This window comes from Ligilactobacillus salitolerans (assembly GCF_003864415.1).
Classification (GTDB): Bacteria; Bacillota; Bacilli; order Lactobacillales; family Lactobacillaceae; genus Ligilactobacillus; species Ligilactobacillus salitolerans.
Map to the genome: position 1 here is coordinate 17,442 of NZ_BFFP01000024.1, position 22,494 is coordinate 39,935.

The window sequence follows — 22,494 nt, forward strand, 5'->3', positions numbered from 1 at the left end:
TAGACTAAAGGAACCGGATTATTCTTTAATATAAGCATCCTTGAAGTTGTAGTTAGAACCGGATGAATTGTAGATAACACCCTTGACTTTGGACTTAACCATCCAAGCTGTTGCTTGTTGATACAATGGTGCGATTCCTTGTTCTTGAACTAAGATCTTTTCAGCTTTGACCAAGTCATCCCAACGCTTGTCAGTATTGCCAGCATCAGTTGTCTTGGAAGCCTGGATCAACTTGTCGTATTCAGAATTCTTCCATTCGCCATCGTTTTGTGAGTTGTTAGAAGTGAACAGATCCAAGAAGCTGATCGGATCAGCAAAGTCAGCACCCCAAGCGGAAATTACCATGTCAAAGTTACCTGCTTCAGAACGAGAAAGACGTGTCTTGAACGGTACGTTTGAGGCGTTTACTCGAACGCTGTCGCCCAATGTAGATTCGATCTGGCTTTGAATGAAGTCAGTCGATGCCTTAGCCTTATCAGAATCATCACTCAACATGTTGATATCCAAGTGATCGATCCCAACTTCTTTCAGACCTTCTTGCCATAGCTTCTTAGCTTCAGTCTTGTTATGGGAAACGCCGTCCTTAACGTATGCATCTGCAGCGAAGTCTTTACCGTTGTTCTTAGCTAAATCGCTCGATACGAGACCCTTAGCAACTGTTGAGCCGTCACCCAAGACCTTCTTGACGAACTGTTCGCGGTTGATCGACATTGATAATGCCTGACGGATCTTCTTGTTCTGGAAGGCTTTCTTTGTCTGGTTGTATTGGAAGTAGAAAGTACTTGCACCACGACGAGTAATGAATTCTTTATCATTCTTCAACTGCTTAGCTTGTTCAGAACTCAAAGGAGTTGCGTCAAGCTTGTTGGTCTTGTACAAGTTATAGGCAGTTGAGTTACTCTTGTTGACCTTGTAGTTAATGGTATCAAGTTTAACGTTCTTCTTATCCCAGTACTTGTTGTTCTTAGCTAAAGTCCAGCTCAAGTTAGAACCTGTCCACTTGGTCAGCTTAAATGGTCCGTTATAAACCATGTACTTGGAAGCTGTACCGTACTTGTCGCCGTATTGCTTAACAGCTTTTTCATTTTGTGGGAAGAAGACTGCAAAGCCCATCAGCAGCTTGAAGTATGGCAGTTTCTTATCTAATGTAACTTGCAGCTTGTAGTCGCCGACTGCTTTCACACCCAAAGCACTCAATGGCTTCTTGCCATTCATAACATCGTTAGCATTCTTGATGCCATCGAAGAGGTAAGCATACTGTGAACCAGTCTTAGGATCAACTGTCCGTTGCCATGAATAAACGAAATCTTTAGCAGTTACTTTTTGACCGTTTGACCATTGTGATTTACGCAAGTCAAATGTATAGGTCAAGCCGTCATTAGAAACAGTGGTTTTCTTTGCCAAACCTGGTTCAATCTTGGAATCTTTGCCCAAACGGTAAAGACCTTCCATCGAATTATTTAATGCATTAAAACTAACAACGTCAGTTGCTTTAGAGAGGTCCATTGTTGGCAATTCAGCAGATTCATCCCAGTTTAAAACTTGTTTAGAAGATGAATCGGATGATTTAGAGCCGCAAGCAGCTAAGGTTAATGCTGAAACAGCAACTACCGCACCCGCAGCAGCAAATTTTTTTAACTTCATGTCAGTAACAACTCCTTTTAATATGTATGAGACAGATCCTGTCGATCTCTTCTCTGATACTGTTTTAAATTCTATATGAAATTGATGTCAAAATCAAGACTATCTTCTAATTTTTTTAATTTTTAATTTTTGCTTTTCCTAATATGCTCGGTTTTCCTAGACTTAGCAGCACTTTATTTTCTCATTTAACTTTTCAAAAGATCGATGGCAGCGTTTTTATTTCTGGCATTTTTTGTTTTACAGCACGCACATTTTCATTTCAACGATTTTTTTATTAAACAGCCTTTCATTTGGAACTTACATTTTTTCAAATTCCCCACCAAGCACTCATCATTTACTCACGCTTGCGGCAAACGACTGGGATAATGTTATAATACAGTCAGCAAGCAAGTTGAATGGACAGCCATCCAGCTGCCTGTTTCCCACTCACTGATGAAATGAGGTAATAATTATGGATCTTGCAATTCTTGCCGGGATCGATACCGGCAGAGAAAATTTTGACTATGAAATGAGCGAACTTGCGGCCTTGACCGAAGCCGCGGAAATTAAACCTGACTTAACTATCATTCAAAAGCTGGACAAACCGGTGACTGCCACTTACTTTGGAAGCGGTAAATTGACCGAGATCAAGGAAGCCGCCAGCGCAACTGAAGCGGAGTTTTTGATCATGAACGATGAGCTGACGCCGACTCAACTGCGCAATTGTGAAGATCAGACTGGTTTGACCGTGATCGACCGGACCGCCTTGATCTTACAGATCTTTGCCCGCCGCGCCCAGACCCGCGAAGCCAAGCTGCAAGTCCAGATTGCCTCGCTCCAGTACCGGCTGCCGCGGCTGCGGACTTCTAGTCTCAACCGCTTTGACCAGCAGACTGCCGGGAGCGGCGGCGGCTTCACCAGTCGTGGTGCTGGTGAAACTAAGATGGAATTAAACCGGCGGACGATCCAAGACCAGATCACTCACTTACGCCGACAGCTCAAAGAAGTTGAGGCGGAAGAAAAAACCAAGCGTAAATCTCGCGACCGCTCGAATTTAAAAACTGTCGCACTAGTCGGCTACACTAATGCCGGCAAATCCACGACTATGAACCACCTGTTGTCGTTGACTGGACAAGACCCGGACAAGCAGGTCCTAGAAAAGAACATGTTGTTTGCGACCCTGGATACCTCGGTGCGGCACCTGGAATTCGACGACCATAAGCAGATCTTGCTCAGCGATACCGTCGGTTTTGTCTCCCGCCTGCCCCACCAGCTTGTTGAAGCCTTCAAGACCACCTTGGCTGAAGCTGCGCAAGCCGACCTGTTGGTGCAGGTCGTTGATGTGTCGGATCCTCATGCCAAACAAATGGTCAAAACAACAGAAGAGACCTTAGAAGAGATCGGCGTGCGCGGGATCCCCATGATCTATGCCTTCAATAAGGCCGACTTGACCCCAGGCTTACGCTACCCGGAAATCGCAGGCGACCAAATCACCTTCTCCGCCAGGGATGAAGAGTCGATCAAGCTTCTCAGCCAGATGATCAAAAAAACGGTTTTCGCGGATTTTGTCACGCGGACCTACTTGATCCCGTTTGATCAAGGCAAGTTCCTAGAACAGCTCAATTCAAATGCCACCATCCAAAAAACTGACTACACCGCGGAAGGCACTTTGATCACCGCTGAGGTTTCGCCCGCAACCGCTGGGATCATGCAGCGGTTTGAATTTGAAACAAGCAAGTAAAAGCAAAAAGAGCAATGATAAGTTTAGGACTTGTCATTGCTCTTTTTAATTTGCTCTGGCTCGGCGATCCATTATGTAGGCTGATAATTGACGGTCGCTTCCCTCTTGGAAGCCCAAGTAACGGAAAAACTTGCGTGAATCATTATTGGGTTTAGCAGCGACCACGACCTGGCCGACCGCTCCAAAATAATTCAGCAGGTGGAGCATTAACGTTTTACCGATCCTTTTTCCTTGCTCTTGCGGACACACCAGCAAGTCTTGAATATATACGATGGTGGAAAAATCGCTTAAAGCCCGTACTAGGCCAATCAAGCGCTGGTCTTCGTAAGCAGCGATCACAAACGACTTCCTGAGACCTTTTTTGAGATTATCAATATTTTCGACATCTTTTTGCCAACCTACAGAACTGTACAAAACAGTGATCTCATTTTTTGTCAGTCTGGGATTCACGATCAGCTCCATGCTTCCATCCCCTTTCAAGCTATTATCCAGTCTTAAGATTAGAATAGAATGATAAATTCATGACTTTTATTATAGAAAAACTAAGGCTTATTTTCAAGATAAAAATCTGTTTTTCCCCAAATTTTGGCTTTTTTTATTTATTTTAATCAAGGAACTGCCTGATAAAAATGAGATATTATTTTTATTTACCGTCAAATCACTCATTTTAAAGCGGGCTTTCTGTTCATCATGCTGGAATAAAAAAGCTCCGTCTGGTAAAAATTTACCGACGAAGCTGACTTGTTATCTCTCTTTATCCGAATCTCTTCTCAAGTCTTCTCGCTACTAATGACAAAGCATAGCAGACAATGAAGTACATCACCGCGATCATTAAGTACATCGGCAGCATGTAGCGGGTATCTTGCCCGTAAATGATCTGTGCGCGGTACAACAGTTCCGGCAGCACTATGATCGTCGCTAAAGACGTATCCTTGATCAGGGAAATAAACTGCGACACGAGCGGCGGGATCATTTTTAGGAGTGCTTGCGGCAAAATAATATGCTGCATCGCTTGCCAATAACTCATCCCCGTCGAACGAGCGCCTTCCATTTGTCCTGGGTCAACAGCAATGATCCCGCTGCGGACAATTTCAGCCAGCATTGCGGATTCAAAAACTACTAAAGCTGTGATCGCGGCTGACATCGCTGACATCCTTAGACCCGTTTGCGGCAAGGCAAAGTAGGTGAAAAAGATGATCAGCAGCAAAGGCAGGTTACGAACAATATCGATCACAAAACCTACCGCTGCGGAAACATATTTAAATCCGACATAGCGGATGATCCCCAAAATCAGACCGATCGCGAAACTCAAAGCGATCGAGATCAGAGAAACTTCGATCGTGACCCCCAGACCGGCTAATAAAAACTTCAGGTTGATCCATGAATAAGCTTGACTTAATATTGACATCTTTTCTCACCTCCTAGGCTAATTTCTTTTCCAAGTGCCGCATATAATAGCTCAACGGCAGCGTTAAGATGAGGTAAAAGACCCCAACCACCAAGTACGTATTAAAGGTATCAAATGTCGCTGAAGCTAAGGCATCGCCTTGATACATCAAATCAAAACCAGCCACAAAGGCTAAGACAGACGAGTTTTTGATTAAGTTAATAAACTGGTTACCCAAAGGCGGGATCACCAATCTAAAGGCTTGCGGCAAGATAATGTAGCGCATCGACTGCCAGTAAGTCAAGCCAGTAGACCGTGCCCCCTCCATTTGCCCAGTGTCGACGGCTTGGATCCCCGCCCGCACTGTTTCAGCGATAAAAGACGAGGTATACAAGGTCAAACCGATCGTCCCAGCGGTGAAGCCGGACATCTTGAGCACGTATTGCGGCACGACCACATAAAAGAACATCGTGATCACCAGCAAGGGAATATTGCGGAAAATTTCAATGTAGGTATTAGCGATAATTCGGCACAGCTTATTAGGCAGGGTCTCCATGATCGCAAAGCCAGAACCGATGATCAGCGAAAAGAACAACGCGATCACGCTGCACAGCAATGTATTGCCGAAGCCTGTCAACAATGTGGGCCAGTTGTTTGTAAGTACCTGGATCATGGTTCTTCCACCTCCTTGATATCAAAGCCGGGGATGCCGCCAAACCATTTTTTCACCAAACGGCTGTATGTCCCGTCAGCTTGCAATTCGTTCAAGGCTTTATTTAGTTCATCACGCATTTTGCCCTGACCTTTGTTGACCGCCAAACCGTAGGGTTCATTGGTAAACGCCCCGCCAACGACCGCATAGTCTGGGTTTTCTTTAGCGATCCCGTATAAGATCCCATTATCCGTAGTCATTGCAACGCCTTGTCCGGATTTTAATGCTGTGAAAGCCTGCGCGTAGTCATCCAATTCTAAGACTCGCGCCTTTGGAGCATACTTATGGACATTATCAACGGCTGTCGTTCCTTTGACCGCCATCACCTTGACACCATTCTTGTTTAAGTCTTTGATCGACTTGATCGGACTGCCCTTTTTTACCAGCAGAGACTGGCCGGCACCGAAATACGGCTGGGTAAAATCAACGATTTTCTTACGATCATCTGTGATAGTCATCGCAGCCGCAACTGCATCAATATTGCCGTTTTTCAGCAAAGGGACCTTGGTCTTGGCTGTTGTTTGCACGAATTCTGCTTGTGCATCTTTGCCGTACATCTGCTTTGTTAAGGCTTTGGCTAAGTCAACGTCAAAACCGTCGATCTCACCAGTCTTAACGTTCATCAGACCAAAGAGCCGGGTGTCGGCTTTGACGCCCCAAACGATTTTCTTAGCATCTTTGGTGCTTTGATAAACATCGGCCTGTTTTTTACTAGCACCGCAACCGGTCAGGAGTGTCAGCAAAAAAACAGGCACTAGTAAATAAAGCATTCTTTTGAACCATTTTGCCATGCTAACTCCCTCCTATTTGTGCACAATGATCTTGCTTAAGAATTGCCGTGCACGTTCTTCTTTTGGATGATTATAAAATTCTTCTGCCGGATCATCCTCGACGATCCGTCCCCCGTCAACAAAGACAACACGGTCAGCCACTTCACGCGCAAAGCCCATTTCATGGGTCACAACGACCATCGTCATATCGGTCGTGTGGACGATCTCTTTGATAACATTCAAAACATCATCGATCATTTCTGGATCAAGCGCACTCGTCGGCTCGTCAAAAAGCATGACTTTTGGCCGCATCGCAAGTGAACGCGCGATCGCAACACGCTGTTTTTGCCCGCCTGAAAGTTGGCGCGGTTTAGAATCAACTTTGTCAGTCAGGCCAACCAGCTTGAGATACTCCATCGCAATTTTTTTATTCTCTGCTTCATCCCGCTTTAAAACCAGTCGGGGTGCTAACATCACGTTTTCCAAGACTGTCTTATTGTCATACAAATTAAAGTGCTGGAAAACCATTCCGACATCACGTCGTAAGGCATTTAAATCGGCTTTCTTATCCGAAAGATCCATTCCATTGACGACTAACTGACCGTCAGAAAAGCCTTCCAGACCATTGATCGTCCGGATCAGGGTACTCTTACCTGAACCTGAAGGTCCGATCACAACAACGACCTCACCTTGATTGACCTTCAAATCGATATCCTTCAGAGCATGAAAGTCACCATAGTATTTATTTAACTGATTGAACTCGATCATTGCCATCTGCATCGCCTGCTTTCATCATATAGAGTATGCAAATTTTAATTTGCTTTTTAGTCACACTAATAATTTTATAGAAAAAAACAAATAAAAGCAAGAAATCCGTTGACCCACCTCAGAGGTATTTGCCGTTTTCAACCGCATAAACCCTTTTAAATCAAGTATTTATCAGGATCAAAAAAGTTTTTTCAGTCAGCCGCGTCTTCTAATGTTTATTTTTTTAAAAATTTTTATTTCTAATATTTGATTGTTTTCTGAGCTGTGAGCTAAAAATGATATTAATAGAGCAATTTTTAACTACTTCTTCTAACATACTTATGTTACCGCCTGTTCTTCTTCGTTTTGTCCCCTTTTAGGTTCAAAAACCACTAAAAAATACCCTCTGCGTGTGCAGAAGGCAATTGAATAACTAACATGACAATGTGAGCTAAGTGTTATTCTTGTTTGTGCGCCCGACTCAGATGCTCATCATTGTTAGAATGTGAGCGGGGCTCATGTTTACTGTCTTTCACAGCTTTTTGGGAGCTGTCCGAGCTTTTTTTCCGGTAGGCGATCCGGACATCTAAACTGTAGGGATGTTCGACTTCGACCACACCTTGGCGAGCTGCTGCTTTAGCGGGTCCGCCAGTCAAAACGGCCGTTGCCAAGAACAGATCAAATTTCTGCGCCGCCTCTACCGCGGGCAAAAGCCCCACCGTTTTGACGGTGGCGACATCAACGGAACGCATCTGATTGACCCCGCCGCGGATCACAAGTTTTTGATCATTAACTGACATTGCAAAGTATGGCAATGCCACCGGTTCTGGCAGCTCAGGGACTTCTTTGCCAGTCTCTTGGGCTTGTTTGAAGATCTGCTTATCGTTTAAACCGGCGTAATCATCGGTGAAAAAGCCGATCTCACGCAAGGTTTTAGCCACCGCCTGCAAGTTCCCGCTTTGGACTGGAGAAATATCCAGCGTTGCGGGCAAAAATTCTTCATTTTCGAAGATCCCGTTGGTTTGAATAAAACCGCGGCCGCCGTTAGGTTTGACCTGCGGCTGTTCAGAAAGCGGGTCTTTACCTTGAATATGCAAGACCTTTTCAATTTTAGGCGAAACATCAAATTTAGCTTTTTTGGAAGTGAAATAATAAAAGATATTCAGATAGCAAAAATAAGCGATGGCTAAAAAAGCTAAGATGAAGAGTGAACCACGCACAGGGAAGCCGTTCGCAAAGAAGCGGTAAGCGACGTAAAGCAGGTAAAAATTACCTACTGCCGCCAGGAGAGTGTAGATCTGATTTTTAAGTTTCACACTCAAATTAACGTAGCCCAGTGAAGCGGCAATGGTTTGAATTAATGTAAACATCGACTATCACCCTCCCTATTCGCCTGTCGTTTGGTTATTTTGTGTCGTATTGTCGTTAGTGGAATTAGTCCCGGCATTATTTTGCTGGTCGTTATTAGAACTGGATTGTTCATTGGTGCTGCTTTGGTTAGCAGATGAACTATTCTGTGAAGCCGAACTGCTGCTGGCCTGTTCATTTTCATCCGTTGATGAAGCACTTGAAGAATCCTGTGTCTTATCCTCCGAGGAAGCAGAATCAGCTGAACTAGTGTCTTCCGAAGAGCTGCTCGGTTCGCTCATTGAGCTGCGGGAGTCCTCGGAACTAGAAACGACCGAAGAACTAGAAGCAGGCATCGAACTGGAAGAGACCGAAGTCCTAGCTTTTCCTTCAGACGAATGTGTAGCCGTATTGACAACGACGTTGGTCGCGCCCAGAGCAAGTACGGCTGAAAAAATTGCAAATGGGGTAATAAAAGGTGCAGTCCTTTTGGACATTTTTGCCCCTCCTTTTTCTTTTGCCATGATAATTTTTCACGGAAATTTGCTGGTCTGACAAATCCTGCTCAGACTCTCAGCCATCATCTTCTTATTATAGAAGAATTACCCTGCAGGGTGAATGCATTTTGAGTCAATCTTAGATTTTTTTAAATTATTTAAATAAAAAAGGGCTTTCACCTTACTGTTGCACAGCACCTGCCGCGACACAGTCAGCGCAGATCCCGTAAATTTCAAAACGATGGCCCTCGATCTTGGCTCCTGGGAGCTGTTCTTGAAAGTAGTCTAAAGGACATTCTTCAAGTTCCAGCACTGCACCGCAATTGCGGCAGATAAAATGATGGTGGTGCATCTTGCTAAAGTCGCACTGATACTTAACACGGGTCCCACCCGCTAAATTTTTACTCTCAATGATCCCGATCTGTTCAAACTCTTTCAAGTTCCGGTAAACCGTATTGTAGCTCATAGTCGGATAGATCTTGCGCATATGTTTATCAACTTCAGTCACCTCAACATAATCATGGCGATGACCGCTCAAATATTCTAAGAGGCTGCGCCGCTGCTTGGTCAGCTTATACTGATTATTTTTCAAGATCCGAATTGCGTCAGCGATCAAATCTTCCACATCCCTTACAAAATGTAATTATTACTATTAACTATCATAGCATAGAAAGCTGCAGTCGTTAACCCTTCTCCTCAGCCGCCTGTTCATGGTCACTTTGCTTGGGGCGCGCCAACTCTTCTGGAGCTTGATCCACCGAGGAACCAGTCGTTTGGAGCCAGTCAGCCAAAGCTTGCTTGGTCTGCTCCCAGTCGTTATTGCGGATGACACAGGCATGCCCTTGCAATTGCTGGGGCAAATGGAGGTCCCGTTGTGCTTCTTGGCTGGCCAGACGCTGTTTGATCAGCGCAGAAGTGTCGCCGCGTTGGGCTAAGCGCACCGCTTGCTGCGTTTGACTACTAGTTAGGTACAAGACCAAAGTTTGTTGCGGCAGCTGCTGCAAGTATGAGATTGCGCCCGCTGTATCTAAAACGATTACTGCCCAATCATGTTTTTGCCAAGCTTTTTGCAGACCTTCTAAGGAGGAGCCGTATTTTTTGCCGTCATACTCAACATGCTCGAGAAAATGATTTTCAAAAAACGTGGCATCCGTCTCAAAATAATAGTCCACGCCTTCTTGTTCCCCCGTCCGTTTCGGCCGGGTGGTGTGCGTCAGGACTTTCTGCATGCCATATTCTTTGGTTAAATAATTGCGGACAGTCGTCTTGCCGGTCCCTGGTGCGCCGCTGATCACGACCACTTGCTTCATGAAAATTCCCCCTAAAATGATCCTATAAGTGACTGATCTGAACCATAAATCTTAAATGTATTATCGTATTAACCTATTTTTCCATTTTAACATTGCCTCATTTTTCTGGGTATTATTTCGTCTGGTGAATTTTTCCCTGTCACGATCGCAAAAGTACAGTAAAGCCAGCAGCTATTTTTTCTCGTTTGCAAAAAAAGTTCTAATTTAACTTTAACATTCTAATGCTTTGTGTTATAACCTTATGTATACTGTTTTCACATACGTATCAAATCAGTCTTAATTAAATTCTCATTTTTAACTAAACTAATATTTTATTTTGAACTGGAGGTATTTTTATGAGTTTAAGGGAACGCGTCACCCGCAAGGAGGACCTGTCACGTTACTTGGACCAAGATCAGCATTTTGAAAAAACTTTAGGTTCTTCTGACCTGATCGCAATGGGCGTGGGGGCAGTGATCGGAACGGGGATCTTCATCTTACCCGGTACAGTTGCTGCTGTCCATAGCGGCCCTGGTATCGTTTTGTCCTTCGTTTTAGCAGCCATCGTCTGTTCCACCGCAGCTATGTGTTATGCGGAATTTTCTTCGGCGTTACCGATTGCTGGAAGTGCTTATTCTTTCGGTAACGTTATTTTCGGCGAAGGTACCGGCTGGTTTTTAGGCTGGTCGCTGATCCTAGAATACATGCTGGCAGTGGCCGCTGTTTCGACCGGCTTTGCATCTTACTTCAATTCCTTTATTGCAGGTTTTAATTTACATATCCCACAGGCCTTCAATGGTCCGTTTGACCCAGCCCACGGAACTTACTTTAACCTGGTAGCGGTCTTGATCGTCTGGTTTATTTTCTGGCTTTTATCTCGCGGTGTCTCAACCTCGATGAAGATCAATAACTTAATGGTCGTGATCAAAATTGCGATCATTATCCTGTTCCTTTTAGTGGGGGCTTTCTACATTAAACCAAGCAACTGGACTCCTTTTGCCCCGTTTGGTTCTAAAGGCATCTTCACGGGGGCCTCGCTGGTCTTCTTTGCTTACCTTGGTTTCGACTGTGTTTCAGCGGCAGCTGCCGAAGTTAAACAGCCTGAAAAAAATATGCCGCGCGGGATCATTGGCACCTTAGTGATCTGTACTGTGCTTTACATGCTGGTTTCCATTGTTTTAACTGGCATGGTCAAATACACTAAGCTCAATGTCGGCAATCCAGTGGCCTTCGCTTTACAGCTTGTCCATCAAAATTGGGCGGCTGGTGTGATCTCGATCGGTGCGATGCTTGGCATGTTCACGATGATGGTCTCGATGATCTACTCCGCTTCCCGACTAATTTATTCGATCGGCCGCGATGGTCTTTTCCCTAAGTTTTTGGGTAAGATCAACGACAAAAACCACCTGCCGCAGCATAGTATGCTGGTCGTCACGATCATTATCAGTCTCACCGGTGGTATGTTATCCTTAGATCAGCTGACCAACCTGGTCAATATCGGAACACTGATGGCCTTCACTTTTGTTTCAGCAGGGATCATCCCCCTGCGCAAGCGTAAGGACATCCCCAACGAAAACGGCTTTAAAGTACCCTTCTACCCGGTCTTGCCGATCATCTCAGTCCTTCTTTGTATTTTGATGCTGACCCAGCTGTCAAAAGAAACCTGGCTGATGTTCTTGATCTGGCTGGTCCTTGGCATCGTGATCTACTTTGGCTATGGGATCAAACATAGTCAACTAGCTCAAAAAGATCCCGTCAGCCAAAACGGCGCCTCTAAAAAAGCTGAATAACTAGCCTAAATGCAAAAGCTTCCCGTCAAATGACTATCAGGTCTTGGTGGGAAGCTTTTTTGCTCTTTTTGTCAGCTCGGACGTTACTTTGCCAAACTTGTGGCCGACCTTAGGAGCTCGGACGTTTCTTTGATAGTCCACCAGCAGCTATGACAGAATCAGCCTTTTGAGGCCGTACATTTTGTTGCAATCACTCCTAGTCTAGTTCAAGCGAAAAATAACTTTGCGAAACACAAAAAGACCGCCAAATTCTCAAATAACGCGAAAATTTACCGGCCTAATGACGGAACAATAATAGTTAGAATTGTTTGTGGCTGACTTTGAAGCCGGCAGCCTTAGCAGAAAGCCAGCCGTGGATCTTAGCATAAACCAGCGCAAAGACTGCGATGACCGACGCTCCCTTGAGCAGATTGAACGGGATCACGCCATAAAGAACCATTTTGCTGATCGGCAAGGAAAGCTGCATCCCTAAAGCCGAGATATATGCAGGCATGATCACCGCCACATTAGCGACTGCCAAAATCAGTGTTAAAGCGGCCGTCCCGGCTAGTCCAGCCAGCAAGTAGTCTTTGACCCGCGGATCGTCCTTACCGCGCAAGATCAGGTAAACTGGCAAAGCGATCGCTAGGGTCGAGATAAACTCAGTCGAAGCATCGATCAGGTTAGGCAAAGAAACACCCGAGACGATGAAAAAAAGTACCGAGCGCAAAAGGCCGATCGTCAGCCCCCCGCTAAGTCCTAAAGCGAAAAAGCCCAGCAAAACGGGCACATCAGCGAACTCGATCTTTAAGTACGGGACCAGCGGAATAATTGGAAAAGCGATGAATCTTAAAAGGTAAGAAACACCTGCCAAACCCGCTGCGATGACCCATTTTTTCATTGAACTATCCTTCATTATTAAACCCTCCATTATTTTCAGGCCGGTTTTGCCCGCACCCTTTGAATAGAGGTTTATCTTCACAGGTAATGAATACACAAAAATACTCTGCCGCCGCTTCAGGACAACAGAGTTAATTTGCACACTTCAAATTACTCTATCTTCTTCCATCCAGACTTTACTGTCGGTCTTGGAGTCGCACCAAGTCAACCTTATCACACGATAAGGGTCGCGGACTATCACCGCCGGTCGGGAATTTCACCCTGCCCTGAAGATAAACCAAATATACTTACCTTAGTATGGTAACATTTTTGAAGTTAAACTGCAAGCGGTTTAGCTCAAATTTTTTCCTCCGCCTTTAAAACTGCAGTTCCACAGTCCTTGCGGTATAATGATTGATAACTATATCAAGGCAAGGAAGGTAAAGAAATGAAATTTAATCAATACTCCGGTGTTTCAACTCCCTACCGCCAGCAAGTTGCTGAATTACAGGAGATCTCTTATTTAGACCAGCTGGTCACGCCGCAAACTGACCTCAACGAACTTTGGCTCTCATTTTTATCCAAGTCATTTCCGCAAGCCAAGAGCCAAGCCGTCCTGCGCCAGCAGATCGGTAACATCCTAGCGTCAGCGACACAAAACGTCTGGGATTTCACCGCAGAGCACACCGTTGACGCTGCTGCTTTTTACACGGTGGGTTTGCAGTTACTGGGCTTCACTTGCGGGGATGATTTTCAAATTGCTGCGCCATTAGAAGCACTCAAGGATTTTAACCTTTTCTACCACCCGCAGATTTCTGAGGTCACTGACCTGATCGCTGCCTGGTACGATCTCCTCAACACGCGGGGCAAAAATGGTCAGATTCTGCTCGATACCTTAGCCAGCCAAGGCTACTTTCTTGCCCTGACAGATCTGCCGGCCAGCCAAAAGCCACTGCTCTTTAACGGCAAATCACAGCCTGTTTTCAATACAGACGAGCTGATCCGTGAGGTCGTCTACATTGAGTCCAGTCTGGACACCGACCATGATGGTCAACTGGACCTGCTCAAAGCGGAGATCTTGCGTCCACAAGACACCAATGCCGGGCTAAAAGTTCCAGCCGTTTATACCGCCAGTCCCTACAACCAAGGGACTAATGATGAGGCGGGAGATAAAATGATGCACAATGTCGACACTCCTTTGACCCGCAAAAAACCTAACGAGCTGACTTATGCAGACATCGAATACCACGCGCCGGAAACTAAACTCCCGCCCAAAAGAAAGGTCCAAGGCCAAGCGCAACAAGCTGAGGAAAGCTTTGCCCGGGAACAGTCTTACACCTTAAACGATTACTTGGCCGCGCGCGGGTTCGCGATCGTCTATGCCGCTGGGATCGGTACTCGCGGGTCGCAAGGCGTGCGGACCTGTGGCGACCCTGCCGAAACAGCTTCAACGATCGCGATCATCGAATGGCTGGCCGGCAACCGGCGTGCCTTTACCAACCGCACTGATAATATCGAGATCAAAGCATGGTGGTGCAACGGTTCAGTTGCCATGACCGGCCGCTCTTATTTAGGCACCTTGGCCACCGCCGCAGCGACCACGGGTGTTGACGGTCTAAAGACGATCATTTCCGAAGCTGCAATTTCTAACTGGTACGATTATTACCGTGAAAACGGCTTGGTGGTCGCACCGGGCGGCTTTCCTGGAGAGGATGCTGACGTTTTGGCAGAAGAATGTTTCAGCCGGCAACTCGATGGGGCGGACTATCTGCAAGCTAAAGAAACGTTTGCCCAACAACTGGCTGAAATCACAGCCGGACAAGACCGCAAAACCGGTGATTATAATGAATTTTGGGATGCCCGCAATTATTTAAAAAACGTCCACAATATCAAGTGTGATGTCTTGATGGTCCATGGCTTAAACGATTGGAACGTCAAACCGCGCAACGTTTATAATCTATACAATGCCCTGGCAGATCTGCCGGTCGCACGCAAATTGATCTTACACCAAGGGCAGCATATCTACATTAATGCCTTCCGTTCGCTGGATTACAGTGAAATGATCAATTTGTGGCTGACACATGAACTTTATGCAGTCGATAATGGGGCTGAAAAACTCTTGCCGGACGTCTTGGTCCAAGACAACGTCCAACCAGAAACTTGGCACGAATACCCTGACTGGGAACAAACTGCCACGCTGAGCCGGGAATTGTTTTTGGCACCGGAAAAGCTGACCTTAACCAAAGCTGCCGCGAAGCACTGCCTGAGTTTCCAGGACCATTTGCCTGAACCAGACCTAAAAAAATTCCGCCAGAGTGAAACGGCGTGGCAAGCTGAACTGCTAGACCAAAATTCCAAGGTCATGGCTAATAACCGGCTGATCTTTAAGACAGAACCGCTAACTGAAGAACTGGTGGTGCGCGGGGCGGCGCATTTGAAGCTAAAAGCATCCGCCAGTCTGGATCATGGACTGCTGTCAGTAATGCTGGTCGATTACGGTCAAGCCAAACGTTTAGGCGTAATTCCGGCTATTTTAGGGTGCAAAAGTATCAGCAGCGGCTATCACTGGCGTGAAGACGACCTAAATGAATTTCAGCTGACCAAGCCCACTCCTTGCAAAATGATCAGCAAAGCCCACATCAACTTGCAGAACCGGACTGCTGCCTATCGGACGGATGACTTGATCCCCGGTGAATTCTACGACTTGGAATTTGACCTCCAGCCGACTTTCTACCGCTTACCGGCTGACCATCAGCTTGGTTTAGTCGTTTACTCGACTGATATGGGCATGACAGTGCGCGGCAATGAGGACAATACCTACCAATTGGACCTAGCTGGCTGCTCATTGACCTTCAACGCAACACAAACAAGCAAATAATACTTTTTGGCATCAGTCGGATGATCTTGGCTGATGCTTTTTTTACGGAAATTTCTGCAGTTTGCCCAATAAAATGTTAAAATATCCTTATAGAATTATGTTTGTTGTTGGGAAAATTCCCACTATCTACATAAAATTTTAAGAAACAAGGTGAACACAATGCGCGAGGGAAACACGATCATCACACTCGATAATGGTTACCACCTCTGGACGCGGACTGATAATGTCGGCGGCGATATCCAGCTTCTCTGCTTACACGGCGGCCCCGGCGGCAACCACGAGTACTATGAGAACTTTGCTGAAAAACTCAAAGATCTAAATGTTCAAGTCACAATGTACGATCAATTGGGTTCATGGTATTCCGACCAGCCTGACTTTACACAACAAGAAAACGTCGACAAATTTATGCATATGGAATATTTTGTCGATGAAGTTGAAGAAGTCCGGCAGAAGTTAGGTTTAGACGACTTTTATCTGATTGGTCAGTCATGGGGCGGAGCTTTGGTTCAAGAATACGCGCTCAAATATCCGGATCATTTGAAAGGGATCATTATTTCAAGTATGACGGATAATATTGACGAGTATATCGAGAATATCAACAAGATCCGCGAAACAGAGTTTACAGCGGATGAATTAGCTTTCTTGAAGGAATGTGAAGCTAAAAACGACTTCAACGAACGCTATGAGGAACTGATCGACAAGCTCAACCGCGACTACATCGACCGCAAGCAGCCGCCGGCAATCAGTCATCTCGCTCCAACCATGGGTGTCCAGGTCTACAACTATTTCCAAGGCGACAACGAGTTCGTTGTGACCGGCAAATTAGCCGGCTGGGATCGCAGTCAAGATATCCATCGCATCCAGCTGCCAACGCTGATCACTTACGGCGAACACGAATCCATGCCGCTCGCTACCGGTAAACGCATGTCCGAATCGATCCCGCATGCACGTTTCGTGACAACACCAAATGGCGGCCACCATCACATGGTTGATAACGCGCCGGTTTACTTCGCACACTTGATGCAATTTTTGCAAGACGTCGAGACTGGCAATTTCAACGACTAGAGCATCAGATCTCCCGCGCTGCGGTAAAACGAGTGGGAGATTTTTTGCATACAAAAAACGGCAAGCAGCGCCCTGCCGTTTTGCATGTCTAACTGATGAAGCTAAAGTCTGCCTGTGCTAACGAGGACCGTTTTCCGCCGTTCCCCGTCAAAGCAGCTTTGGTCTGCATCAGTTATGCCATTTTTGTGCATCACTTATATATACGCAAAAAAAGTCCAATTCTTTTTTTATTTTGCAAATTTTTTGAGAAAGGAAACCACATTATGTCAATCAATTTAGTTGCGATCGATATTGACAACACTTTGCTGACCTCTGCCCCTGAACGAAAGCTAACTCCAGCAAATATCACCGCGATCCAACATGCCCTAGATCTAGGTGTCAAGATCGTTTTGTGCTCAGCCCGCCCGCTAGCCGGGGTCAAACGTTATTTAGATCAGGCTCAGATCAGCGGCGACGACCAGTATGTCATTGTTGACAACGGGGCTTTAGTCCAAACAGCTACTGGCCAAACGATCGCCACGCATTTGCTGGACTCGCAAACAGTCCAGGAATTAGTCCGCTTCAGCCAGACTCACCAGCTGCATTACAATGTGATCGCAGAAGATTCAACCATGTGCACGACTAACGCGCGCCTGGGAGCATACACAGTCCAGCTAGCAGCCAAGTACCAGGCCCCGCTGCAGGTTTTTGCAAATCAAGAGGATTTTGCCAGCCTGCGCTTTGCCAAGTTCGGGCTGACAGATGACCCCGAACTGCTGGATCGTTTCGAGCCGGAACTCAAGCAGCGATTTGGAAGCACCCATTATGTCGTCCGTTCCCGACCGTTCTTGTTGGAAGTCATGCATAAAGATGCCAATAAAGGAACTGCCTTGGAAAGCCTGGCTGAAAAATTAGCTTTGCAAAAAGATGAACTCCTGGCAATCGGGGATGAACAAAATGACCTGCCGATGTTTGCCGCGGCTGGAACTGGCGCCGCGATGGGTAATGCCGTCCCAGCGGTAAAAGAAGCTGCCGACTATGTCACCGCCGACAATGACCATAGCGGGGTAGCTCAAGCCTTGCACAAATTGATCTTAGATGCATAAATATATTCAATTAAGGAATCAGCTCTGATTTTGCATAGTGCTGGTTCCTTATTTTTTGCTGGAAGCTCGAAAAAGGGTCTCCCAGGGAGAGCAAAGTATAATTCTGCGCAGGATCTCCCCAGAACCATTTTTTCTGGAGGTTACTTCCTGGATACTACTTTGCCCGACTTGTATCCACGACTTACTTTCCTGGATACTACTCTGCCCGACTTGTATCCACGACTTACTTTCCTGGATACTACTCTGCCTGACTTGTATCCACGACTTACTTTCCTGGATACTACTCTGCTTGACTTGTATCCACATCGCTTGCGCCCAGCACGCACACCATTTGCCCGCAAAAAAACGCCGTTTGACAACGACGCTTTTCTCTATTTGATGGCCCCCTCTGTCACAGAGGTCATGATCTGCTTTTGCAAAAGCAAGAATAAGACAATGATCGGGATCATCGACAAAACCAGCCCTGCCAGTGCTAACTGCCATTCACTATTAGTCTCGCCGAAAAACATGTACATCTTCAGTGGGATCGTGTACATCCCATTTTTATTAACTACAAGTGACGGCAACAGGTAGTCGTTCCATAATTTCATGGCATTTAAGATAATGACTGTACCTGTCATCGGGTTCACCGCGGGCAAAACTACGTCTGTAAAGGTCCGCAAGGCGGAGGCTCCATCGAGCGTCGCAGCTTCATCCATCGATTTCGGCACACCCTCAAACGCTCCATAGTACAAAATGATCGATAAGGAGACTGACAGACCGGTATTCATAATGATCAAGGCCGTCCGGTTCAAAAAATTCAAAGTCCCAAACATCGAAACCAGCGGGATCATGATCGATTGAAATGGGATCAGCATTGTCGCTGCACAAAGATAATAAACAAATGAACTCATTTTAACTTGGACCCGCGTCAAAGCATAAGCTGCAGCGGCCGAGACGATCGTGATCAAAACCACACTCCCAACCGTGATCAAGACCGAGTTCACGAAGCTGTTCGTGAAGTCTAAAGCCTTGTAAGCAGTGGTAAAATTTTCACCCGTAAAATCATGGGTAAACCAGAGAGGATTACTAAAAATTCCCCGTTTAGTCTTCAGTGAGTTGACGATAACGATCACAAACGGATAGACCCAAAGCAAACCAACGGCGGCAGCCAAAATTCCATAAATGATATTCTGTCCCTTTAACTTTTTCATTGCCGCTCCCCCTTCCGACTAACGTAGAGTTGAATGAACGAAACCGCAGCGACAACCAGGAATAAGATGATCCCAGCTGCTTGCGCATAACCCTGCTGAAAATTAACGAAGGCCGTGTTGTAAATAAACATTGAGACCATCTCGGTCGAACGATACGGACCGCCGTTTGTCAAAGCCAAGTTTTGTTCATACATCTTAAACGAATTAGCCAGTGTCAAGAAGAGGCTGATCGTAAAGGCAGGCGCCAGTTGCGGCAGCTTGACGTTAAAGAAAGTCTGTATTTCCGAGGCGCCATCGAGCATTGAAGCCTCGATCGTATTGTGCGGGATCGCGTTTAGAAACGAGATATAAATCAGCATAATGTAGCCGCTCATCTGCCAGGTAAAGAGGATCACCATCCCCCAAAAACCGGTCGTTTCATCGCTGAGCCAGCCCGACAGCCAGCCTTGGCTCAGGTTGCCCGCGAGTGCTTTGAAGGCATTGGTGAAAATAAACTGCCAAATGAACCCCAGCAGGACCCCACCGATCAAGTTCGGCACGAAGAAAATGGTCTTTAGAGTATTGTTGAACCAATTTTCTTTATGGGTCACGATCAAGGCAAAGATCAACCCGACCAAGTTGATCAAGATCACCGAAACCACGGAAAATTTGACCGTCAGCCAGAAACTTTGCAGAAAGTTGTAGTCATGAAACAACAAGCTGTAATTTTGCCAGCCGACAAACTCCCGGCTGATACCATTCGAATTAGTGAAAGAATCAAAAATCCCAACGATAAAGGGCAGGATAATGATCCCGAGGATAAACAGCAGTGCCGGTACGACGAAACCGTAATATTGATGTTTTTTCAGCATATGCTCACCTTCCTTAATTAGCTCATGTGATCATTTCCCACTTTGCACTGTCTTTAACTGCCGGTATTGATTGCTGATAACTTGCTTGAGGTTTTCCCAGCTGGTTTTGCCGGCAAAATACCGTTGGACCATCGGCCCGATCACTTCGTTGGCAAAACCGTTCGGATATTGCTTATGGATCGGGGTCATCGCATTTTTGGAAGTCCCGACCTGATAAATATCCTTGGAAACATCGTCCGGCAAGCGTGCCGTATTGAAGTTCTTCGTTGCCGGCACGAACCGCATTTCATTAATGATCACATCCTGAGCTTCTTTGGAGTTATACATCCAGTTGATGAAATCTTTGGCGGCTTTTTCATGGCTGGGATGATCTTTAGTCACACCCAGGTACCAAGATGAGCCGGTCAACAGTTCATCCTTGCCATTATCCTTGACGTAATACGGCAGCATGCCCATCTTATTTTGCACCCAATTTTTCTCCAGGCTATCTAAGGTCGGGATCACCCAATTACCCTGGGGGATCATTGCGACTTTGCCGTTAAACAGCAGATCCTGGATCGATGGGTCATATTTGACTGATAAAATCGGTTTGACACTGTATTGCTTGATTAAATCAAGATATTGCTTCATTCGTTTTTCCTGGGTCCACGGGAACTTCTTGCTTTCAAATGCTTTGACCTGATCATTTTTGTAATAACCCGAGGTAAATTGAGCGGACATTGAGGTGATCGAGTTGGTATCCGCGCCGTTAAAACCAAAGACTCCCTGGAGATGCAAACGATCTTTTTGGGCATCGATCTTCTTGACCGCGCTGACAAACTGCTGGTAGTTATGGATCTGATCCGGGTCAACACCTGCTTTAGCGAAAACTTTGCGGTTTATGACCCAGCCATAAGCTTCAAGGTCGACCGGGATCCCGACTAGCCGATGCTTTTCCGTCATCCCGCCAGAAACCAGACGGGGCAAAATGTTTTTGGACGCTGACAAATTCTTGAGAGTCAGTAAGTGGTCTTCATACCGTTCAATATCCGGCAGACCGCCTAACATGATGATATCCGGAGCTTCACCTGATGAAAATTTCGACTGCAGAGCCGCAGCTCCGCCGCCTTGTCCCGCAGTAGTCAGCTGGATCTTAACGTTCGGGTGCTTTTTTTGATACATCTTGATCAGCTTTTGATACTGCGCGGTGATCTCTGGTTTTTGATTAAAAAAATTGACCGTAACTTTCTGATCCGAATCCGAGCTTGAGGAATTCGAACCGCAAGCACTGAGTACAAAAGGCATGATCATTAGCAGGAACAAAGCCAGCAACCGTTTAAATATTCTCATAAGAACTCCTCCCCTGTCCGAGACTTGTAAAAATGCAAAGTTGTCAAAATTGCGCTTTTGGCAAATTTGATGTAAAAAGAAGGTAGTAACCGATTACGACAGCCCTTGCAAATTTAGCAAGACTGCTTTCAAACCTTGAACAACGAAGCGAACCCGGTCCATCGGTTGAGCTACACGCTAGTAACAGCAAGTTTTTGACTAAGATGAAAGGTGGTCAATTAAATGGCAAAGATCGAAATCAAGCACTTGTACAAAAAATATGACACTCGTGATGACTATACATTAAAAGACATTAGTCTAAGTATTGATGAACATCAATTTGTCGCGGTCGTTGGACCTTCCGGCTGCGGAAAATCTACCCTCTTGCGCTGTTTTGCCGGCTTAGAAGAATTGTCCAAAGGCGAGGTATTAGTGGACGGCGAAAGGTTCGATACCAAGGACCCGCGGAAAAGGAACATCGCGATGGTCTTCCAAGACTATGCCTTATACCCGCACATGACCGTTTACAAGAATTTGGCCTATAATTTAAAACTCGCCAAAACCAGCAAAGAAGAGATCGACCAGAAGGTTCATGAAGCTGCCGAAAAACTCCAGCTTTCGGATAACTTGGACCAAAAACCGGCCCAATTATCTGGCGGGCAACGGCAAAGGGTCGCCTTAGGGCGCGCGATGGTCCGTGATCCTGAGATCTTTTTAATGGACGAACCGCTCTCCAACCTGGATGCCAAGCTGCGGGTCAAGACCAGACAAGACGTGATCGACTTGCACCGGCAATTAGGGACTGTGACCTTATATGTCACCCACGATCAGGCTGAAGCCATGGCGATGGCCGATCAGATCATTGTCATGCGCGATGGGATCATCATGCAGACTGGTTCGCCCGATGACCTGTACGACGACCCGCATCACATCTTCGTGGCCCGCTTCATTGGCTCACCCAGCATGAATATTTTGCGGGGCTTCTTGCAGCCGGACGGCCAGTTCAAGACAGACAATAATGTTTATGATCTGCAGGGAATTATTCCAGATGACCTGATCCCCGCAGAAGAAAAAGAGATCTTCGTTGGGTTCCGCCCAGAAAAAACCAGTCCGTTGAATGAAAAAACAGCACAGGAAACGCAAATGGACGGCAAATTCAAGTTTAAGTCAGAGCTGCATTATGCGGAATACATGGGAGCCTATACCTTACTGTATCTAGAAACAGATGGGCGGAGCATCGTTGCCCAGATCGATCGCAAGATCACAGGCAGTGATCGCAACCGGGATGTCACTATGGAAGTGGCACCGGAGGATCTCTATTTCTTTGATGCAGAGAGCGGAGCAAGAATGTAT

20 protein-coding genes and 1 riboswitch are annotated in these 22,494 nt (G+C 46.0%); of the genes, 6 read left to right on the forward strand and 14 right to left on the reverse strand.

All coding sequences use genetic code 11. From position 1 onward, the window contains the following. Positions 1 to 18: 18 nt before the first annotated feature. A complete protein-coding gene (locus LFYK43_RS07515) occupies positions 19 to 1,644 on the reverse strand; it encodes a peptide ABC transporter substrate-binding protein (protein ID WP_124977000.1) in 1,626 nt (541 codons plus the stop codon). A 451-nt stretch (positions 1,645 to 2,095) separates the two neighbouring features. On the opposite strand from LFYK43_RS07515, the gene hflX reads away from it, so the two are divergent. Further along, on the forward strand, positions 2,096 to 3,364 hold the full coding sequence (gene hflX, locus LFYK43_RS07520; RefSeq protein ID WP_124977002.1) for a GTPase HflX: 1,269 nt from the start codon (positions 2,096 to 2,098) through the stop codon (positions 3,362 to 3,364). 45 nt (positions 3,365 to 3,409) lie between these two features. Here the strand turns inward: hflX and LFYK43_RS07525 are convergent, their stop codons facing one another. The 9 genes from LFYK43_RS07525 to LFYK43_RS07565 form a co-directional block, all read right to left on the reverse strand. After that, positions 3,410 to 3,826: a GNAT family N-acetyltransferase gene (locus LFYK43_RS07525; RefSeq protein ID WP_124977004.1), complete on the reverse strand. Its 417-nt coding sequence runs from the start codon at positions 3,824 to 3,826 to the stop codon at positions 3,410 to 3,412. Between the two features lie 292 nt (positions 3,827 to 4,118). Continuing rightward, on the reverse strand, positions 4,119 to 4,772 hold the full coding sequence (locus tag LFYK43_RS07530) for an amino acid ABC transporter permease (protein WP_124977006.1): 654 nt from the start codon (positions 4,770 to 4,772) through the stop codon (positions 4,119 to 4,121). 13 nt (positions 4,773 to 4,785) lie between these two features. Continuing rightward, a complete protein-coding gene (locus LFYK43_RS07535; RefSeq protein ID WP_124977007.1) occupies positions 4,786 to 5,424 on the reverse strand; it encodes an amino acid ABC transporter permease in 639 nt (212 codons plus the stop codon). Beyond that, complete coding sequence (locus tag LFYK43_RS07540; protein WP_124977010.1) at positions 5,421 to 6,254, reverse strand: transporter substrate-binding domain-containing protein; 834 nt, start codon at positions 6,252 to 6,254, stop codon at positions 5,421 to 5,423. The genes LFYK43_RS07535 and LFYK43_RS07540 overlap by 4 nt, the downstream gene beginning before the upstream one ends. Before the next feature lie 12 nt (positions 6,255 to 6,266). Next, positions 6,267 to 7,007, reverse strand: a complete 741-nt coding sequence (locus LFYK43_RS07545) for an amino acid ABC transporter ATP-binding protein (RefSeq protein WP_124977012.1) — start codon at positions 7,005 to 7,007, stop codon at positions 6,267 to 6,269. Positions 7,008 to 7,438: 431 nt separating this feature from the next. Continuing rightward, positions 7,439 to 8,350: a DUF6681 family protein gene (locus LFYK43_RS07550; RefSeq protein WP_229717997.1), complete on the reverse strand. Its 912-nt coding sequence runs from the start codon at positions 8,348 to 8,350 to the stop codon at positions 7,439 to 7,441. A 15-nt stretch (positions 8,351 to 8,365) separates the two neighbouring features. Then, entirely contained in the window at positions 8,366 to 8,824 is a 459-nt protein-coding gene (locus LFYK43_RS07555) for a hypothetical protein (protein WP_124977014.1), read from the reverse strand. Between the two features lie 181 nt (positions 8,825 to 9,005). Then, complete coding sequence (locus tag LFYK43_RS07560) at positions 9,006 to 9,440, reverse strand: Fur family transcriptional regulator (RefSeq protein WP_124977016.1); 435 nt, start codon at positions 9,438 to 9,440, stop codon at positions 9,006 to 9,008. A 67-nt stretch (positions 9,441 to 9,507) separates the two neighbouring features. Beyond that, a complete protein-coding gene (locus LFYK43_RS07565) occupies positions 9,508 to 10,134 on the reverse strand; it encodes a guanylate kinase (RefSeq protein ID WP_124977017.1) in 627 nt (208 codons plus the stop codon). 335 nt (positions 10,135 to 10,469) lie between these two features. Between LFYK43_RS07565 and LFYK43_RS07570 the strand changes: the two genes are divergently transcribed. After that, a complete protein-coding gene (locus LFYK43_RS07570; protein WP_124977019.1) occupies positions 10,470 to 11,903 on the forward strand; it encodes an APC family permease in 1,434 nt (477 codons plus the stop codon). 298 nt (positions 11,904 to 12,201) lie between these two features. On the opposite strand, the gene LFYK43_RS07575 is transcribed toward LFYK43_RS07570, so the two are convergent. Then, a complete protein-coding gene (locus LFYK43_RS07575) occupies positions 12,202 to 12,798 on the reverse strand; it encodes an ECF transporter S component (protein ID WP_124977021.1) in 597 nt (198 codons plus the stop codon). Between the two features lie 137 nt (positions 12,799 to 12,935). Continuing rightward, positions 12,936 to 13,060, reverse strand: a riboswitch (FMN riboswitch). Between the two features lie 149 nt (positions 13,061 to 13,209). Between LFYK43_RS07575 and LFYK43_RS07580 the strand changes: the two genes are divergently transcribed. From LFYK43_RS07580 to LFYK43_RS07590, 3 genes are all read left to right on the forward strand, one after another. Continuing rightward, positions 13,210 to 15,639: a Xaa-Pro dipeptidyl-peptidase gene (locus tag LFYK43_RS07580; RefSeq protein WP_124977023.1), complete on the forward strand. Its 2,430-nt coding sequence runs from the start codon at positions 13,210 to 13,212 to the stop codon at positions 15,637 to 15,639. A gap of 159 nt (positions 15,640 to 15,798) precedes the next feature. Beyond that, positions 15,799 to 16,704 carry a proline iminopeptidase-family hydrolase gene (locus tag LFYK43_RS07585; RefSeq protein ID WP_124977025.1) on the forward strand — a complete coding sequence of 302 codons (906 nt, stop codon included), beginning with the start codon at positions 15,799 to 15,801 and terminating at the stop codon, positions 16,702 to 16,704. A 263-nt stretch (positions 16,705 to 16,967) separates the two neighbouring features. After that, positions 16,968 to 17,789, forward strand: a complete 822-nt coding sequence (locus LFYK43_RS07590) for a Cof-type HAD-IIB family hydrolase (protein WP_124977026.1) — start codon at positions 16,968 to 16,970, stop codon at positions 17,787 to 17,789. Between the two features lie 371 nt (positions 17,790 to 18,160). On the opposite strand, the gene LFYK43_RS07595 is transcribed toward LFYK43_RS07590, so the two are convergent. The 3 genes from LFYK43_RS07595 to LFYK43_RS07605 are packed head-to-tail and all read right to left on the reverse strand — an operon-like array spanning position 18,161 to position 21,162. Then, the gene (locus LFYK43_RS07595; protein ID WP_124977028.1) at positions 18,161 to 18,982 is read right to left on the reverse strand and encodes a carbohydrate ABC transporter permease; all 822 of its coding nucleotides are present in this window, start codon (positions 18,980 to 18,982) and stop codon (positions 18,161 to 18,163) included. Continuing rightward, complete coding sequence (locus LFYK43_RS07600; RefSeq protein WP_124977030.1) at positions 18,979 to 19,833, reverse strand: carbohydrate ABC transporter permease; 855 nt, start codon at positions 19,831 to 19,833, stop codon at positions 18,979 to 18,981. Before LFYK43_RS07600 ends, LFYK43_RS07595 begins: the two co-directional genes overlap by 4 nt. A 30-nt stretch (positions 19,834 to 19,863) precedes the next feature. Further along, the gene (locus LFYK43_RS07605; RefSeq protein WP_124977032.1) at positions 19,864 to 21,162 is read right to left on the reverse strand and encodes an ABC transporter substrate-binding protein; all 1,299 of its coding nucleotides are present in this window, start codon (positions 21,160 to 21,162) and stop codon (positions 19,864 to 19,866) included. A gap of 222 nt (positions 21,163 to 21,384) precedes the next feature. Here LFYK43_RS07605 and LFYK43_RS07610 point away from each other — a divergent pair. Next, the coding region (locus LFYK43_RS07610; protein WP_148095612.1) for an ABC transporter ATP-binding protein at positions 21,385 to 22,494 on the forward strand (1,110 nt) is incomplete at its 3' end.

Excerpts from the sequence above, each read along its gene's own strand:
- LFYK43_RS07595 (WP_124977028.1), bottom strand. The coding sequence starts at position 18,982 with ATGAAAAAGTTAAAGGGACAGAATATCATTTATGGAATTTTGGCTGCC.
- LFYK43_RS07550 (WP_229717997.1), bottom strand. The coding sequence starts at position 8,350 with ATGTTTACATTAATTCAAACCATTGCCGCTTCACTGGGCTACGTTAAT.
- LFYK43_RS07590 (WP_124977026.1), top strand. The coding sequence starts at position 16,968 with ATGTCAATCAATTTAGTTGCGATCGATATTGACAACACTTTGCTGACC.
- LFYK43_RS07580 (WP_124977023.1), top strand. The coding sequence starts at position 13,210 with ATGAAATTTAATCAATACTCCGGTGTTTCAACTCCCTACCGCCAGCAA.
- LFYK43_RS07545 (WP_124977012.1), bottom strand. The coding sequence starts at position 7,007 with ATGGCAATGATCGAGTTCAATCAGTTAAATAAATACTATGGTGACTTT.
- LFYK43_RS07585 (WP_124977025.1), top strand. The coding sequence starts at position 15,799 with ATGCGCGAGGGAAACACGATCATCACACTCGATAATGGTTACCACCTC.
- LFYK43_RS07575 (WP_124977021.1), bottom strand. The coding sequence starts at position 12,798 with ATGAAGGATAGTTCAATGAAAAAATGGGTCATCGCAGCGGGTTTGGCA.
- LFYK43_RS07600 (WP_124977030.1), bottom strand. The coding sequence starts at position 19,833 with ATGCTGAAAAAACATCAATATTACGGTTTCGTCGTACCGGCACTGCTG.
- LFYK43_RS07530 (WP_124977006.1), bottom strand. The coding sequence starts at position 4,772 with ATGTCAATATTAAGTCAAGCTTATTCATGGATCAACCTGAAGTTTTTA.
- LFYK43_RS07535 (WP_124977007.1), bottom strand. The coding sequence starts at position 5,424 with ATGATCCAGGTACTTACAAACAACTGGCCCACATTGTTGACAGGCTTC.
- LFYK43_RS07555 (WP_124977014.1), bottom strand. The coding sequence starts at position 8,824 with ATGTCCAAAAGGACTGCACCTTTTATTACCCCATTTGCAATTTTTTCA.
- LFYK43_RS07570 (WP_124977019.1), top strand. The coding sequence starts at position 10,470 with ATGAGTTTAAGGGAACGCGTCACCCGCAAGGAGGACCTGTCACGTTAC.
- LFYK43_RS07605 (WP_124977032.1), bottom strand. The coding sequence starts at position 21,162 with ATGAGAATATTTAAACGGTTGCTGGCTTTGTTCCTGCTAATGATCATG.
- LFYK43_RS07540 (WP_124977010.1), bottom strand. The coding sequence starts at position 6,254 with ATGGCAAAATGGTTCAAAAGAATGCTTTATTTACTAGTGCCTGTTTTT.
- LFYK43_RS07525 (WP_124977004.1), bottom strand. The coding sequence starts at position 3,826 with ATGGAGCTGATCGTGAATCCCAGACTGACAAAAAATGAGATCACTGTT.
- hflX (WP_124977002.1), top strand. The coding sequence starts at position 2,096 with ATGGATCTTGCAATTCTTGCCGGGATCGATACCGGCAGAGAAAATTTT.
- LFYK43_RS07565 (WP_124977017.1), bottom strand. The coding sequence starts at position 10,134 with ATGAAGCAAGTGGTCGTGATCAGCGGCGCACCAGGGACCGGCAAGACG.
- LFYK43_RS07515 (WP_124977000.1), bottom strand. The coding sequence starts at position 1,644 with ATGAAGTTAAAAAAATTTGCTGCTGCGGGTGCGGTAGTTGCTGTTTCA.